General features: G+C 64.6%; 13 protein-coding genes. 6 read left to right on the forward strand and 7 right to left on the reverse strand.

The annotated features are described in order from the left end of the window. The first annotated feature begins 215 nt into the window (after positions 1 to 215). Positions 216 to 1,442: an FAD-binding oxidoreductase gene (locus F3H41_RS19430; RefSeq protein WP_244616283.1), complete on the forward strand. Its 1,227-nt coding sequence runs from the start codon at positions 216 to 218 to the stop codon at positions 1,440 to 1,442. Between the two features lie 8 nt (positions 1,443 to 1,450). Here F3H41_RS19430 and F3H41_RS19435 read toward each other — a convergent pair whose 3' ends face one another. From F3H41_RS19435 to F3H41_RS19445, 3 genes are read right to left on the reverse strand one after another with little or no spacing between them, the layout of a single operon-like run. Further along, entirely contained in the window at positions 1,451 to 2,575 is a 1,125-nt protein-coding gene (locus tag F3H41_RS19435; RefSeq protein ID WP_149740353.1) for a mandelate racemase/muconate lactonizing enzyme family protein, read from the reverse strand. A 10-nt stretch (positions 2,576 to 2,585) separates the two neighbouring features. After that, positions 2,586 to 4,082: an aldehyde dehydrogenase gene (locus tag F3H41_RS19440; RefSeq protein WP_149740354.1), complete on the reverse strand. Its 1,497-nt coding sequence runs from the start codon at positions 4,080 to 4,082 to the stop codon at positions 2,586 to 2,588. A gap of 23 nt (positions 4,083 to 4,105) precedes the next feature. Continuing rightward, on the reverse strand, positions 4,106 to 5,251 hold the full coding sequence (locus F3H41_RS19445; protein WP_149740355.1) for an iron-containing alcohol dehydrogenase: 1,146 nt from the start codon (positions 5,249 to 5,251) through the stop codon (positions 4,106 to 4,108). 106 nt (positions 5,252 to 5,357) lie between these two features. On the opposite strand from F3H41_RS19445, the gene F3H41_RS19450 reads away from it, so the two are divergent. From F3H41_RS19450 to F3H41_RS19465, 4 genes are all read left to right on the forward strand, one after another. After that, positions 5,358 to 6,287 (forward strand): LysR substrate-binding domain-containing protein, encoded by a 930-nt coding sequence (locus F3H41_RS19450; RefSeq protein WP_149740356.1) that lies wholly within the window; start codon positions 5,358 to 5,360, stop codon positions 6,285 to 6,287. Position 6,288: 1 nt separating this feature from the next. After that, positions 6,289 to 6,534: a hypothetical protein gene (locus F3H41_RS19455; RefSeq protein ID WP_149740357.1), complete on the forward strand. Its 246-nt coding sequence runs from the start codon at positions 6,289 to 6,291 to the stop codon at positions 6,532 to 6,534. Positions 6,535 to 6,593: 59 nt separating this feature from the next. After that, positions 6,594 to 7,484 (forward strand): DUF6030 family protein, encoded by an 891-nt coding sequence (locus F3H41_RS19460; RefSeq protein WP_149740358.1) that lies wholly within the window; start codon positions 6,594 to 6,596, stop codon positions 7,482 to 7,484. A gap of 305 nt (positions 7,485 to 7,789) precedes the next feature. Beyond that, positions 7,790 to 8,554, forward strand: coding sequence for a sugar transferase (locus F3H41_RS19465; protein WP_348532501.1), 765 nt, complete (start codon positions 7,790 to 7,792; stop codon positions 8,552 to 8,554). A 153-nt stretch (positions 8,555 to 8,707) separates the two neighbouring features. On the opposite strand, the gene F3H41_RS19470 is transcribed toward F3H41_RS19465, so the two are convergent. Beyond that, positions 8,708 to 9,139 carry an Lrp/AsnC family transcriptional regulator gene (locus F3H41_RS19470; RefSeq protein ID WP_149740359.1) on the reverse strand — a complete coding sequence of 144 codons (432 nt, stop codon included), beginning with the start codon at positions 9,137 to 9,139 and terminating at the stop codon, positions 8,708 to 8,710. 115 nt (positions 9,140 to 9,254) lie between these two features. Between F3H41_RS19470 and F3H41_RS19475 the strand changes: the two genes are divergently transcribed. Then, positions 9,255 to 10,358: a saccharopine dehydrogenase family protein gene (locus tag F3H41_RS19475; protein ID WP_149740360.1), complete on the forward strand. Its 1,104-nt coding sequence runs from the start codon at positions 9,255 to 9,257 to the stop codon at positions 10,356 to 10,358. An 81-nt stretch (positions 10,359 to 10,439) separates the two neighbouring features. Here F3H41_RS19475 and F3H41_RS19480 read toward each other — a convergent pair whose 3' ends face one another. From F3H41_RS19480 to F3H41_RS19490, 3 genes are all read right to left on the reverse strand, one after another. Further along, positions 10,440 to 10,916 (reverse strand): chemotaxis protein CheW, encoded by a 477-nt coding sequence (locus F3H41_RS19480; RefSeq protein ID WP_149740361.1) that lies wholly within the window; start codon positions 10,914 to 10,916, stop codon positions 10,440 to 10,442. A gap of 150 nt (positions 10,917 to 11,066) precedes the next feature. After that, positions 11,067 to 11,990 (reverse strand): arginase, encoded by a 924-nt coding sequence (rocF, locus tag F3H41_RS19485; RefSeq protein WP_149740362.1) that lies wholly within the window; start codon positions 11,988 to 11,990, stop codon positions 11,067 to 11,069. Between the two features lie 161 nt (positions 11,991 to 12,151). Then, positions 12,152 to 16,324: a translocation/assembly module TamB domain-containing protein gene (locus F3H41_RS19490; protein ID WP_149740363.1), complete on the reverse strand. Its 4,173-nt coding sequence runs from the start codon at positions 16,322 to 16,324 to the stop codon at positions 12,152 to 12,154. Positions 16,325 to 16,429 lie beyond the last annotated feature (105 nt).

A 16,429-nucleotide genomic window follows, 5' to 3' on the forward strand; every position in this document is an offset into this window, starting at 1 on the left:
GCAGAAATAACAAACGCCACGACAACACCGACGACACACCGATGAGCAAAACAAGGCCGGCGCCAAAAACGCCGGCCTTGCCGCGTCAAGGGGGGTGTGACCCTTTGTGTTTTCCTCATTCGTCCTTAGCTCAGGAACCGGATCGTTCTCTTCGCGTTACCGAAGCGCCGGGCGCCGCGATGCTGCGCGGAGCGCCGAAGTGGCAGGGGGATATGATGGACGAGATGACGAAGCAGCGGACGCTGCGCGCCAGCCAGCCGCTGTGGGCCGAGACGGCGCGCATATCGGTGCGCACGCGCGGCAAGCCGTCGCGACAGACCTACCACACGATCGTCGTCGGCGCCGGCATCAGCGGCGCGCTGGTGGCGCAGGCCGTGGCGCGGCCGGACCGGCCGGTGCTGGTGATCGACCGCAGAAAGCCGCTCGGCGGATCGACAATGGCGAGCACGGCCATGATCCAGCACGAGATCGACATTCCCCTCACGGCGCTTTCCGGCATGATTGGCGTGGCGCGGGCGCGGCGCGCCTGGCAGCGTTCGGCAGGGGCAGTCCTGCGTCTCGAAAGGCTGGTGCGCGATCTCGACATCGCCTGCAGCTTCGAGCGGCGCGCGACGCTGCTCCTGGCGGGAGACGAGATGGACGGCGCGGCGCTCGGCAAGGAGGCTGCGGCGCGGCGGAAGGCCGGCCTTGCCGCCGAGCATCTCGATGCCGATGGTGTTGACGCGCGATTCGGATTGAAGCGGGACGGCGGCATCGTCAGCGACATCTCGGCCTCCGCCAATCCGGCGCAGCTCGCCGCCGGTCTGCTGCGCGCGGCCGCCGGAAACGGCGCGGAGATCGTCTCGGAGGTCGAGATCACCGATGTCCGGTCCCTCGGCGACCGGGTTGCGGTCGCGACGTCGGCCGGGGCGTTGATCGAGGCGGCGCATGTGGTGTTCTGCACCGGCTACGAATTCCTGAAGCCGCTCGAGAGCCGGCGACATGCGATCGTCTCGACCTGGGCCTTCGCCAGCCGCCCGAAGCTTGCCCTCCCCGACTGGCTGGCCGACCACATCGTCTGGGAGGCATCAGATCCCTATCTCTATTTTCGCCTCGGACCCGAGGGGCGCCTTATCATCGGCGGTGAGGACGAGGAGAGCTCCGATGCCTATCTCGACGAGGCGCGCATGGCCAGGAAGGCGGCGCGGGTGCGGGAAAAATTCGAGGCCCTGACCGGTATCGACATGGGGCGCCCGGCCTTCGCGTGGTCGGCGGCGTTCGGCACGACGGATACGGGTCTGCCCTTCATCGACACGCTCTCGGGAACGAACAATGTGCATGCCGTGATGGGCTTTGGCGGCAATGGCATTACCTTCAGCCAGATCGCCTCGGAGATCATCGCGGCCCGCATCGACGGGCATGATGACCCGGATGCGGACCTGTTTCGTTTTCCAACGCGATAAACCCGGGATCAGCCGATCCGGGTCGCGGCCAGCCGTTCCTCGTCCAGCGTGATGCCGAGGCCCGGCGCTTCGCCGAGGTCGAGCCAGCCGTTCTCGTGCTTCAGCGGGCTTGCCATCGGATAGTCGCGGCGTGCTTCGCTCCATTCCGGATTGTCGTAGGGATATTCGAGGAAGGGCGCATCGCCGACGCCGGCCGTCAGGTGGGCGTTGGCGAGAACGCCTATGCCATTCGTCCAGGAATGCGGCGTGAAGAGGATGCCGGCCTCGCGGGCCTGGTAGACGAGGCGGCGGCAGCCGGTGATGCCGCCGACGAGTGCCACATCCGGCTGGATGACATCAAAGGCGCGGCGCTCGATGATGTCGCGGAATTCATAGAGTTCGCGGGTCATCTCGCCGCCGGCGATGCGAATGCCGGTGGCGTCGGAGAGGCGACGCATGCCTTCGCGATCGGAGCGGAAGAGCGGCTCCTCCATCCAGTAGACGCCGAGGCGCTCCAGTTCGCGGGCGACGGCGAGCGCGTCCTTGTAGGTCCAGGGATGGCTCGTATCCCAGGGCATGCGCCAACCCTGATTGCAGTCCACCATCAGTTCCAGCCGGTCGCCAACGCGGGCGCGGATGGCTTCCAGCGCCTTGACGTCGTCCTTCCAGCTGCTGCGTCCGCCGGCGGAGGAGGAAAACCGCACCTTCATGGCCGGGAAGCCTTCCGCCACATAGCGCTCCGCCTGCTCCGCCATGGCGGCAGGTTCGCGCAGAACGCCGGAGGAGGCGTAGAGGCGGACCTTCGCGGCGCGGCCGCCCAGCATGCGCCAAACGGGTTCGCCGGTGATCTTGCCGGCGAGGTCCCAGAGCGCGAGATCCATCGGCCAGCAGCGGCCATAGTGGAAGTTGATATGGGAGAGCACTTCGTAATGGCGTTCGAGATGGCGCGGGTCCTCGCCGATGAAGAGGTCCTCGTGGCCCTCGAAGCCCTTCATCAGGTCGCCTGAGCCGATCCCGACGCGGCCCTCGTCATCGGTGACCCGCACGATGGTGGCATCGAAATGCCGGCGGGCGCGGCCGTCCCAGCTCGCCTTGAAGGGCGGATCAAGGGGCAGGCGATGGTGGGTGATGGCGATGGAGGCGATGCGGCTCATGGATGACTCCTCAGAACTGCTGCCAGATTGTCTTGTAGTCGCAATATTTGTCGATGGCATGGACCGAGCGGTCGCGGCCGAAGCCTGACTGCTTGAAGCCGCCGAAGGGGGTCGAGAAGTTCGACATGTCGTAGGTGTTGATCCAGACCGTGCCGGCATGGATCGCCTCGGACATGCGATGGGCGCGGCCCATGTCTCGGGTAAAGACGGCGCCGGCCAGGCCGTAGATCGTGTCGTTGGCGAGGGTAAGCGCTTGCTCCTCGGTGTCGAAGGGGATGGCGGCGAGCACCGGGCCGAAGATTTCCTGCCGGGCGAGCGACATGTCGTTGGTCATGTCGACGAAGACGCCCGGGGAGACGTAGAAGCCGCCGGTCTCGTTCAGCACCCGCTCGGCACCGAAGGCGCGGCGCGCGCCCTCCTTCTCGCCGGCGGCGATCATCGATAGGACCTTGTCCATGTGGGCTTCCTCGATCAGCGCGCCGATCTGGGCGGCTGGCTCGAAGGGGTGGGCAAGGGTGATGTCGCGGGCTGTGACGGCGCGGATCTTCTCGATCAGGGCATCCTGAACGGAGCGCTCGACGATGAGGCGGGTCGAGGCGTGGCAGGTCTCGCCGGAATTGTAGAAGCAGCCCCAGGCGGCGGCGGATGCGGCGGCATCGAGATCGGCATCGGCGAAGACGACGAGCGGCGACTTGCCGCCCAGTTCCAGCGCCACACGCTTGATGTTGGACTGGGCCGCATAGCCCATGATCAGTTTGCCGACCTCGGTGGAGCCGGTAAAGGCGATCATGTCGACATCCATGTGCAGCGCCAGCGGCTTGCCGGTCTCTTCGCCGTAGCCGGTCACGACGTTGAAGACCCCTGCGGGGATGCCCGCTTCGATGGCGAGTTCGGCAAGACGGATGGCCGAGAGCGAGGACTGTTCGGCCGGCTTCAGCACGACGGAATTGCCGGCGGCGATGGCGGGCCCGAGCTTCCAGGCGTCGATGATCATCGGATAGTTCCAGGGCGTGATGGCGCCGATCACGCCGAGCGGCACCTTGCGAACGAGTGCGCGGGCATTGGGGCCGGTGGGCGCGATCTCGTCATAGAGCTTGTCGATCATCTCGCCATAGAACTGGATGCCATCGGCGCAAAGGCGCACGTCGACGGTGAGCGAGGCCATGACCGGCTTGCCGACGTCGAGCGTTTCGAGAAGCGCCAGTTCCTCGCCGTTCGCGCGGATCAATTCCGCCCATTTCAGCATGATCCTCTTCTTTTCCAGTGGCTCCTTGTGACGCCAGACACCGGCTTCAAAAGCCTGACGCGCGCTTTTGACCGCGCGGTCGATGTCGGCGGCCGTGCCGCGCGCGAGGATGGCGCCGGGCTTGCCGTCCATCGGGCGGGTGCGGGTGAAGGTTGCGCCGCCTTCGGCATCCGCATGGCGGCCATCAATGAAGTGGCGGCCTTCCGGCGTGAGGGTGGCGAGGCGGTCTTCCCAGTGGGCGCGGGTATATTGCGTGGTCATTCTTGGTCTCCTCCAGTGGGACGTCAGGCGGTGTGCCTCGGCAGGCTCATCATCGTGGCGGCGAAATGGTCGATATCGGCGTCGGTCACGTCGCGTATGGTCGAACGGCGCATCGGCTGGTTTTCCGGGGCCCGCATCTCGGCAGCGAGCGCTGCGGCATCATGGGCGCCGAAGACGGCAGGCAGCATGCGCTTCAAGCCACTCTCGTCCATCAGGCGGGTCACGAAGGCCGGCAGGGCAGCGGCGCTCGCGAGGCCGAGCGCTGTGGCGGAGGCGTTGAGGTGCGGCGTGTCGACCTCGACCAGCCAGTCCAGCGTCGCCTCGAAGGCGAGCGCGGTGGCAAGGCCGTGGTGGATGGGCGCGAGGCCGGCGAGAGCGTGGCTGATATTGTGGGCGATGGCCGTGCCGCAATTGTCGATGGCGATGCCGGCATAGCACGAGCCGAGCAGCATGCGGCCGCGCGCCTCCAGATCTTCGGGATTGGCGATCGCGGCGGGAAGCGCGCCAGAGATGAGCCGCATGGCCTCATGGGCATGGAGCAGCACGCCGGCATGGGCATTGCGGTTCGTGGCAGCCTCGAAGGCGTGAACGAAGGCGTCGAGCCCGCACCAGGCGGTGAGACTGGCCGGCAGGCTGACCGTGAGGGCGGGGTCGAGAAGGACGAGGTCTGCCTTGGTTTCCGCGCCCCAGATCCAGAGCTTCTTGCCTTCCGGGCCGGCGAAGATGTTGGTGGCGGAGGTTTCCGAACCCGTGCCGGCCGTGGTCGGCACCATAATCTTCTTCAAGGGGCGGGTGGGCAGGGGATTGGCCGCGAGCGCATAATGCATGGGGTCTTCGCCCGACGCCGCCGTGCAGGCGACGATCTTGGCGATGTCCAGTGCCGAGCCGCCGCCGATGCCGATCACAAGATCGGCGCCGGCAGCGGCTGTCGTGGCGGCGCGCAGGTGGGCAATCTTCGGCTCGCCCGAAAAATCAGAAAACAAGACGGCCGGCACTCCGGCCGCGCTCAAGCCCGACAGGACCTTTTCGCCAAGCCCGGAGGCGGCGAGGAAACCGTCCATGACGATGATGGCGCGCGTGGCGCCAAGGGACCGGGCGGCGTCCGGAAGGCCGTCGATCAGGCCGGCACCGAAGCGGATTTCGGGAATGGCGGAAAGGGTGAAGGACAAGGTAGCGGGCTCCCGGCGATCAGGTTTTTCTGTACCCTGCATCACAATCTGATATTTTCAAATCCATTGCCTTTTCGGCATTTTTGATGATCTGAGGTTATGAAGCATGCTGGAGCGTATTCCGCTGGAAGCCTTCCGGGTTTTCGATGCTGCCTGTCGGCACATGAATTTTTCGCGCGCGGGTCGGGAACTTGCCATCACCCAGGCGGCCGTCAGCCGACGCATCAAGACGCTGGAGGATCACCTTGGCGCATCCCTCTTCACGCGCCGGGGAAAAAACCTTGCGCTGACGGCGGCGGGCGAGCGGCTGTTTCGTCGTGTCCGGGCCTCGCTGGACTATCTCGAGGAGAGCCTGGAGCCGTTTCGCGCCACGGGCACACAGACCGTTGCGATCGCGGCGAGCGGTGCGGTGTCGCATCTGTGGCTTGGCCGACGGCTGCGCGAATTCGGCAAGGCGCATCCCGGCATTTCGCTGCGTCTCCTCACCTCGGATGCACCGGCCGATCTTGCGGCGGAGAGCAATGATCTCGTCATTCTCTATGCGGCAGGCGAGCATCCGCGCTGGAACTTGGCGCCGCTGATGCCGGAAGTGCTGATGCCCGTCGCCGCGCCGGACTATGTGGCGGCGAAGGGCCTTGATGCGCCAACCGTGGGGGTCGACGACATCGCGGGCCTCGACCTTATCGATTACGACCGCTTCAATGCGCACTGGGTCTCGTTTCGCCAGTGGTTCGCACAGGTTGCCAGCGAGCGGCGGCCGCCTCGGTTTGCGCCGCGCTACACGTTCTCCACCTATGTCATGGCCATCGATGCGGCTTTGAAGGGCGATGGTGTGGCGCTCGGCAGCCTGGGCCTTATCGAGGAGTATCTCGCGGACGGACGTCTGGTGCCGGTCGGCAATCGCCGTTTATCGACCGGCTATGGCTACTATCTCGGCACGCCCCGTCACCGCATTCTCGGCAATGAGGCGGCCCGTCTCCATGAGGCCCTGTCGGGCGAGCGGAACGCGGCGCTTTGGAGCGAGCCCGAATCGTGACATGATCGCGAAGTTTGATGCATTTTCGGGGGATGCGGTGACGTTTTCGACGGTGGCGCTCGTCGCCTACAGCCTCATTGCGCTCGTGTTCCTTCACAATACATTCCAGGAAGGGCATGTGCGCGAGCGCGCCTGGGATTGGGAGCGTGTCGCCGGACTTGCCTTGTGCCTTGCCTGGCCGCTGATTCTCCTGGGGATCGTCGTTCTGGCCCGCCTCGGTCGCGTTCGGATAGACGAGGCGCGCTGATACGCCGGCGATTGCCAGCCGGCCTTGCGCTCGCCGCAAAAGCAGGCGACATCGCGACCATGAGCCTGAAGTCGCCCCAATTCTTCTTTCTTGCTTTGCTGGCTGCGATCATCATCGCAATCGGGGCGACCTTTCTGCTTGCCAATGACAAGCGTAATCTTCGCCAGCTTCTGCTTCATTTTGGTGTCGAGCTCACCCACGTCCCGGAGAGAAACGGCGCACGGCTTCCGCAGGGGCCTCAGACCGCCCCGACCGATGTTCGCCCCAAGGTGGTAGCGCTTCCATCCCTCCTTTTTGCCGATTTCGGTGTGCCGGAGCAGGGTTTTTCCCGTGTTATCCTGCTGCCCCCGGAGGCGATCTGCGACCGGCTGAGGGAAGCGGGCTTTTCGCAGATGGAGCGTCAGAAGGCCTTTGCCCGCCAGGGATGGGAATGCTCGGTGCTGAAGACGGTTGGCTCCGGTGGGGATGACGAGACACCGAAGTCCTCCATTTTCGTCTTCATCCGCGTCGACGGAAAAGACAACCGCGTGGAGTCATTTCGCGTCAAAATCAACATCGAGCGCCCGGAAGACCGGCTTGAGACCCTGTCGCTGGCTGTCAGGGCCGCCGATGTCTTCCTGCGATTTGTGCGTTGGGACAATAGCGGCGAAATCACCCAGCGGATCGCCGGGCTTGAAGAATTCAACATGACGCGTTTCGGCAGCCGCCTTTCCATGAAACGCGAGATGGGGGACGTGCCGCGTTATAACTTCTACGCCGCAGAACTGGTGCGCCCGAAGCCGGAATTTCCATTCGACGCCTATTTCGATCGCGACCGCTGGTTGCCTTACCTGCAGGGTGAAAGCGACATTCGTCTGCCGCCCGCGCTGCGTGCCAATCTTCCCGTGTTCATGTCGTTGTCCCATAATGGGACACCCTCTGCGACAGGAAAGGCACCCTCAGAACGCTGAATGGCGGCGGCCGCGAGTATTGGCCCAAAAATGGCACGATTAAAATTGATGCAGATTAACTATGCAGGTCAGATATGCGGCAATGACACTTGTCAAAGAGGGTTATCTTTAATAAACGATTAAAACGGGCATTCGATGGAAGACGCGGCGCTGTTCGACTGTGTTTTTCCCTGATGTCTCAATATTTTTCGGGAATTGATTTCGGGCTCTCGCCCGCATGGTGCAAGTGATTTCGAGAATTCATATTTTGCGGCCTTTATCGCGTCGCCAGACGTGGGCGGGTGTGTTTTGGGAGTTTGTGCGGCATGAGCGAAAATCTGGTTCTTCAAAATAGTGCAGTGATTTCGGTCGATGGCGTGGTCGGTGGTGTGAGCGTATCCGCAGCGCCGGTTCGACTGTCGAGCTTTGAGGATCGTCGTCCGGTCCGCAGCTTCCGCATTACGCCGGTCGCCGCCCCGGCAAAGCCTCTGCAACTTGCGCTGAAGCGCATAATGGATATTTGCGGCGCTTTCCTCGGCCTTCTGGTGCTGTCGCCGCTGCTTCTTGCCGTCGCCGCACTCATCAAGCTCGAGAGCCGCGGTCCGGTGTTCTTCCGCCAGTTGCGGACCGGCCTTAACGAGGCTCCGTTCGAGATCTACAAGTTCCGGTCCATGTACACGGACCTGTGCGACAACAGCGGCGTTCGCCAGACGGTGAGCAACGATCCGCGCATCACGCGCATCGGCCGTGTGCTTCGCAAGACCAACCTCGATGAGCTTCCGCAGCTGTGGAACGTGCTTGTCGGCGACATGTCGCTGGTCGGCCCGCGTCCGCATGTTCCGGATATGCTGGCTGCCGGTGTTGACTATGCCGAACTGGTTGAAGGCTACGAATTCCGCCATCTGATGCGTCCCGGCCTCACGGGTCTGGCCCAGGCCCGCGGCCTTCGCGGCCCGACCGACCATCGCCTGACGGCCGTTCGCCGCGTCTTCTGCGATGTCGAATATGTCCGCAACTTCTCCGTTCTGCTCGACATCAAGATCATGTTCCGCACGCTGGTCAACGAACTGCGTGGCGGCACCGGCTTCTAAGGCGAGACCTCAAAATTTTGGCGAACGGCCGGGCTTGTCCCGGCCGTTTTGCGTTGCGCAGCAATGATGCTGCCGCACCCGGACTTCACTCGGCGCCGTGGGCGCTGGCGACTGTGCATCTGCAATGGAGTGGTTGCGGGTGGACGAGGCAGTTCAGCGATCGATCCGGGTGGAGAGAATGATGGATGACTGGGTCTTCTCCACCCCGTCCAGCGCGCCGATCGTGTCGATCACACCGTCGAGTTCGTGGACCGACGGCGCTTCGACGATGGCGATTAGGTCGTAGTGGCCGCTGACGGAATGCAGGGTGCGCACGGCGCGGATCCCCGAGAGGGCTTTTACGGCAAGGCCGAGCGCGCGCGGGGCGATGGTGATCAGCACATGGGCGCGGACCATGGCGGCGCTGTAGCCGTCCGAGAGGCGGACGCCGTAGCCGGTGATGACGCCGTCGCGCTCCAGCCGCTCCAGGCGGGCCTGTACGGTGGTGCGCGACAGCCCAAGCCGGCGGGCGATGGTCGCGGTCGGCATGCGTGCATTTTCCTGCAGCAGCGACAACAACTCGCGATCCCTCTCGGTGACGGACATTTCGATCATTTCCTTCGGCGATATGCTGATCTGGACCGTGATATTGAACAATGCGGTGCTGTGAATCAACTCTCTTCACCGTCATCATGGTCCCCTCAGTTAGGGGGAAGTATCTATGAAGACCATCGTTGTCGTCGGTGCCGGGAAGATCGGTTACACCATTGCGCGGATTCTGGCCGCATCGGGCGATTATCGCGTGGTGGTGCTGGATCGCGGCGTGGACCAGATTGCTGCCTTTGCGGGGCACAAGAACATTGAGGCGCGGGTCGTCGATATCGCGGATGCCGACAGGCTCGTGGCGGCACTTGACGGCGCTTTCGCCGTGCTCAGTGCCGCGCCCTTCCATCTCACCGTCGCCATTGCCGAGGCCGCAGCGCGCGCCGGCGTTCACTATCTCGACCTCACCGAAGACGTCGCCTCCACGCGCCGCATCCGAGAGATCGCCGAGGGGGCGAAGACGAGTTTCATCCCGCAGTGCGGGCTTGCGCCCGGCTTCATCTCCATCGTCGCACAGGATCTCGCCCGGCGTTTCGATCGGGTGGAGAGCCTGCGACTTCGGGTCGGAGCCTTGCCGCAATATCCCTCCAACGCGCTCAACTATAATTTGACCTGGAGTACGGACGGCGTCATCAACGAATATATCGAACCTTGCGAGGCGATCGTCGATGGGCATCTGACCGAGGTCGCGGCGCTTGAAGGGCGCGAGGAATTCGCGCTCGACGGCGTCACCTACGAGGCGTTCAACACATCGGGCGGTCTCGGCACGCTGTGCGAGACGCTCGCTGGCAAGGTGAAGACGCTGAACTACCGCACGATCCGTTATCCCGGCCATGCGGCCATCATGCATGCCCTGCTGCATGATCTCGGCCTCAAGAACCGACGCGAGGTGCTGAAGGATATTCTGGAAAATTCTCTGCCGGCGACGATCCAGGATGTGGTGATCATCTTCGTGACGGCCTCCGGCCTCAGGGACGGTCGCCTCATGCAGGATACCTATGCCCACAAGATCTATGGGGATGTGCTGGCGGGCGAAATGACGAGCGCGATCCAGATCACCACGGCTTCCAGCATCTGCGCGGTGCTCGACATGCTTGCCCATGGCGACATCGCCCATGCCGGCTTCGTGCGGCAGGAGGAGATCCGGCTCGATCAGTTCCTCGCCAACCGCTTCGGCCGCTGCTATGCGCGCGCCGCCGATATCCAGCGTCTGGCAAGCTGAGAAAGCTTCTCGAAACATGCAACGAGAAGGCCCTGGCTGTGACCGCCGGGGCCTTCTCGTTTCGTAGCGTCTGCCGGCGAATTACGCGGCGAGATCGTCGATTTCGCGTTCCTTGAACATGCGCGACAGGTTCAGGAAGCAGATCATGCCGTGTTCGTTGGCAATGATGCCTTCGGCAAAGCTCTTGTCGAAGGAGGCCGTGACTTCCGGAACCGGCTGCACTTCGGAGGCGCGGACCGTGAGGATGTCGGAGACGCGGTCAACAACGAGGCCGATGACCATGTTGTGGACTTCAGCAACGACGATCGCGCTGCGCTCGTTGGCGACCGTGCTGGTCATGCCGAGCTTGTGGGCGAGGTCGATGATCGGGATGACCGTGCCGCGCAGGTTCATGACGCCGATGACTTCCGGCGGGGAGTGCGGGATCGGCGTCGAAGGCGCCCAGCCGCGGATTTCGCGGATCGTGGTCGTCTTCACACAGAATTCCTGATCATGCAGACGGAAGGCGATGATTTCCAGCGTCTCCCGGTCGAAGCCAGCGGTCTTGTTCGTCGTCATCGGTTCTCTTCCCATCTTTTGCGCGGGTTTTCCTGCGAGCGGAAGACGCGCGTGTGGTCCTATCGGCAAGAGAATGACTCGATTTCGTTAATTTCCTTCAAACGCGATACCCCCGCAAGCCGCGAGCATCGCGATTGCCCGCGTCAGCGCTCAGGCGCCGCGCGTCGGCCGATCAAGAATGCGCCGGCCAAACAGGCTGGCGGTCAGTTCGACCATGATGCGGGCGCTTTTGCCGCGATCGTCGAGGAAAGGATTGAGTTCCACCACGTCGACGCAGGAGACCAGGCCGCTGTCGCACAGCATCTCCATCGCCAGGTGCGCCTCGCGGAAGGTGGCACCGCCCGGCACGGTGGTGCCGACGCCGGGCGCGACATCGGGGTCGAGGAAATCGACGTCGAGGCTGACATGCAGCAAGCCGCCCGCGGCTTCCACTTCCTCGATGATGCCGCGCATGATGTGGGCCATGCCGTTCTCATCGATGGCGCGCATGTCGAAGACCCGGACCCCGTGTTCGGCGACAAGCTTGCGCTCGACCGCATCGACCGAGCGGATGCCGATCTGGAAGACGCGTGTCGGATCCACCAAGGGCCGGTCGGCCGGCAGGACGGCGCCGAGGTCGGCCTTGCCGCAGTAATAGGCGACGGGCATGCCGTGCACATTGCCGGAGGGTGAGGTTTCGGGCGTGTTGAAATCGGCATGGGCATCGAGCCAGAGCACGAAGAGGGGACGGTCGAGCGCGGCGGCATAGCGCGCCATGCCGCTGACGCTGCCCATGGCAAGACTGTGGTCCCCACCCAGAATGACGGGAATGCTGCCGGATGACGCAGCCACATAGGTTGCCGTTTCCAGGGCGCGGATGAAACCGGCGATGACATCAAGCCGCTTGGTCTTCTCCGCTGCCGGGATATCGGCGGCGACGGTGCGCGGCAGGTCACCGGCATCGTGAACGCTAAAGCCAAGTTCTTCGAGCACGACGTCCATGCCGGCGATGCGCAGGGCTGCCGGGCCCATGGCGCAGCCGCGACGGCCCGAGCCTTCCTCGATCGGAACGCCAATGAGGGTGATGTCTGCCACGCTTGCCTCCAAGAAATCTTTTCTCTTGCGCGCATTATCGCTGCCATGGGCGCCGGCCAAAAGATGAAACTCTGTCTATTCGGACAGAAAATCAGGCAAATGCGACAGGGCGATTGCGCAAAATGAGCGAAGAGGTGTCCGAACCATCGCGGACAGGCTGTTCAGTATTCCTTTTCGTAGAAAATGCCCGCCGCGCCGGAGCCATCGGCGCCGGCTTCGCCGCGCAGCTTGACGCCGCGGCCGACATCAAGATTGATCGTGGCCTTGCTCGAATTTGCGCCGGCACCCTGTTGCAGCTCGATATAGGTGCGATCGTTGAGATATTTGCCGGCCCGCACGGAGGCACCCCCGCTTTCGTCCGTCGTCACATCGAGATCATCGACGCCGAGCTTGTTGCGCAGGCCATCGAGCAGCGAAGTGTTGCCGCCGCCGGCGAGCTGGCTCACGGCTGCGGCAAGCTGTGCGATCTGGAGGGCAGAGAGGTTCGAGAGCGAGCGATTGAAGATCAGCTGCGCCAGAACCTCGTCCTGTGGCAGAGCCGGGGATGAGGCGAAGGTGACGGTCGGATTGTTGGCCGTTCCCGCCACGTTCACGCTGACGGTGGTCGCACCGGCCGTTGATGTCGCCTTGAGGTCGATGGTGGGCACGAGGCCGCCGCCAAAGCCGATGCGGCCTTCGGTGAAGTTCAGGCGTTTGCCGAGGATTTCGAGGCGCCCGCGGCGCAGGTCGAAGCCGCCGGAAACGCTCGGCGCGAGCGCCGTGCCTCGGATCGTCAGGGCACCGCCAAGCTCCGCATCGATGCCGCGACCACGCACGAAGAACTGTCCGGGCGAGGTGACTGTGAGGTCGAAGGCGATGGTCCCGGATGCTCCGCCGCCGCCTTCCTGTTCGTCGCGGGCGATGTCGCGGGCCATCTGCCGCACGGCCGCCGGTGCGTTTTCATGCTTGATGTCGATCTGCGAGAGGGAAGCCGGCAGCTTTTCCGGGATGCTGACTGCCGCGTTCCGGATGGTGACAGTGCCGCCCAGCGTCGGCGTTGCCGCCAGCGGACCCGTCAGCGTCATGTCGCCGTCGAGCGTGGCATTGAAGAGCGTGCCGTCGACGTATTTCGCGTTTTGCAGCCGGATGGCGATGTCGGCGGGCATGCCGGAGCCGGAGGCGATGCCCACCGTGCCGGTGACGGTCACGCTGCCGCCGCTGCCAAGCGCGCCGGTCAGGCGCTCGATGCGCGCCTGCGTGCCGTCCATGACAACTCGGCCGGAAATGTCGTTGAAGGCCAGATTGCGCCGGACATCGACGAGGCGGGCGCCTGATGTCTCGATCGATCCGGTGATCTGCGGCGACGCCGCGGTCCCGGCAATCCGGATGTCGGCGCGTCCGGACCCTGTGATGTCGTAGCCTCGCTCCGCGAGCATGTCGTTGAGCAGCGAGAAGGGAATGTCGCCCTGGAAGGTGAGCGCCAGAGGGCGGTTGCCCGTCGTCGTCACGCTGCCGGCGCCATTGATCGACAGGCCGTTGCCGGAAATCGCGGTCTTCAGATCCACCTTGCCGCCGGCGAAGGTGCCGTCGGCGGTAATAGCGAGGGCGCCAAGGCCGGCATCGCGGGTTGCGGCGACGCGTGCGCCATCCCAAGACAGGGCGTAACCGACACGCGGATCGGCAGCGCTTCCTTTCACCGTCACATTGCCGCTGATCGAGCCTTCCGCGCCGAGGCCGGCGGCGAAGACGTTCACGAGATCTGCCGGGACAGATTTCAGCGCCAGCGCAAGATCGAGCGCTTGGCCGGCGCGGCCTGTCACGGTGATCGCCCCGCCCGAAGCCGCGATGGTCGCGCCGTCCAGAACGGCGGTGCCGTCGACGACGCGGATCGTGGTCGGTGCGGCGAGTCTCAGCGGAATGCGGCGCGGGCTGGCAGTCAGGCTGTCCAGCGCGATCGTCAGGCTGTTCGGAGCCGGCACGATCCGGGCTTTGGTCGCAAGCGGTGCGCCGTCATAGGTGCCGGTGAGGTCCAGGCCGGTGCCGGCACTTTCCTGCGTGAAGGCGAGTTTCAGTCCCACGAGCCGGTTTTCGCCGGCCGACAGTCGCTCGGCCGTGACAGTGCCGGAGGCCCGCAATGTCGCGACGTCATCGACCTTCACATTCACCTGCGGACGCTCGATGAGGAGGTCGTCGCGTGTGATGCGCTGGCCATTCGCCTGAAGATCGAGCGCTATACGCCCATCCGTGCTGGTCAAGCGGGCGGAGCCGGCAAGATCGCCGCTCGCCTTCTGCCCGGCCAGCGCGGCGATCAAGCCAAGATCCGGCAGGTTGAAGCTGATGTCGCCATTTGGCCGGAAGTCGGGCGTGAAGGTGAAGCTGCCGGTTGCCTTGTTGTCGCCGATGGTAAGGTCGAGCTTGGGAATGCGCGGCGTCCCGTTTTCCGACAGCAGGGCGGCCGCAATGTCGATCACCTGTCCGTCCAGCGCACCCGTGACCGTCACGTCGGCGGTCGGCGCATTGGCGCTGAGCACCGCCTTTGCCTTGGCGTCGAAGTCGCTCAGCGTACGGCCGGCCAGCGTCACGCCGCTGGCGGTAACGTTGGCATCGACGGAAAGGCCGTTCACGGGCCCCGAGACGGTGGCGGTGAAGTCTGCGGTGCCTGCGGCATCTGCGAGAAAGGCCTTCAGCTCCTTCACGGTGCCGGAGATCGAGGCGTCGAGCGTATCGCCGGCAAGGCTGGCCGTGCCGTTCGCTTCGACGGGACCCGAGGCAATGGCGATATCTCTCAGGTCGATCCGGCCGTCGCTGGTCGTCACGGCAGCGGCAAGCGCGATGGTGGTGTCGAACTTCGCGGCGAGATCCGGGGGCAGCACGGCGGGAACCGCAAAGAGGCTGAGATTGGCGGTGACGGCACCGCTGGCACGATCGAGCGAGCCGGTGATGGAGCCGCCAATGGAGGGGCTTTCGATGGTCAGCGGCTCAGCAGAGACCGTGTCGGCGGTGACGGCGAGCTTGGCGACGGCCTTGAGCGGTGCCTGCACGAGGCGGGCAAGGTTCGGGTCGGCAAAGCCGGCTCCACCGATATCCAGCGTCAGTTGTGCGGGACCCGACTGCGTCGAGAGGTTGAAACCGTCGCTGAAGGCATGCAGCGTCACATCGGCGAGGCTCGCCTGCGGGTGGCTGAGCGAGGCAAGATCGGCGGCGAGATCGAGAATGGCGGCATTGGCATCCCCCATCAGCGAGAGGTTGGCGGAGCGGGCCAGCAGTCGAAGCTCGCCGGAGGAGAGCGGCAGGCGAAGGTCGACGGGGGCCCTCTTGCCGGCGAGCGAGAGGCGCAGATCGTTGCTGCCGCTCGTGGAAGCCGTGCCGCCGGCCGTCAGCGTCAGCGCATCGTTGTCGATGGTGCCCGTGGTAATCTCGATGCTGCCGGCGGGATCGATGGCGGCGGCGAGGTCGATGGTCGTCTGGCCGGCAAAGAGCGGCCGGAGGCTTGGCGGCATCAGCCTATCGAGCGCGCCATCGCCTTTGAGGGTCACAAGGTGGCGGTTGGCGCTGTCCAGCTTGTGGGTCGCATCAAGGCCGACGATATCGCTGCCGTCGAGGGCGCCGGTGATGCGGCCTGCCCAGTTCGACAGCGGGCCGTCGCCGGTGACGGCAAGGCGCACGGCCGGTCCGCCGGGAAGATCGAGCATGCCTGCGAGAATGCCGTCCTTCGGCTCGTCCACGCTGGCTTCGATCTTCAGCGCATTCGCATCGGGATCGTAGACGAAATCGGCGGATGCGCGTGCGTCTGGCCGCGCCTTCTCGTTCAGGTCAAGCTTGGCGGCAATGCGCGTGCGGGTCGCCTCGACCCTTCCGGCCAGAGACAGGACCTGCTCGCGGCGCGCGATCGCCTCGCTAATGGTAAGCGTGCCGACCTTGAGGTCATCGATGGCGATTTCGACGGGTAGGCCGGCGGACTGGCTGTCGCTGCCCGTTTCCGTCGCCGGTTCCGGCAGACGCGTCAGCGTGACGGTCTCGGCGGCAACGGTGCTCGCGGCAAAGCGCATGGAAAAAAGTGCCGAGGGCGACCAATTGATCGAAAGGTTGCGCAGATCGGCGTAGACGCCGGCACGATCGGCAATGGTGACGGCGCCGATGGTGGTGTCGCCCGTCAGGAGAGCGGAGGGGTCGGTGATGGTGATCGCCAGGTTTTCGGACGCGGCGACCTTTTCGACCAGGCCTGCCACCAGCCGTGCACCGGGAGCCGTGAACCCGAGAAAGCCGATGACCGGCAGGAGAAGGATCACGAGCATGACCAGCGTGTAGCCCAAAAGACGCACGCCGCGCGCGATCCACCCCATTCCTCGACCCATCTGCTCGTCCGTCCTTCCGCTTCCGAATCAATCGGCGTCCATCGTGCCGTTCATCGCGGTTTTTCCATGAAAGCGCGCGGCGCTCCACCCCCGGCGGTTGCGTCT

Source organism: Rhizobium sp. RU20A (assembly GCF_900155885.1).
In the GTDB taxonomy this organism is placed as follows: Bacteria; Pseudomonadota; Alphaproteobacteria; order Rhizobiales; family Rhizobiaceae; genus RU20A.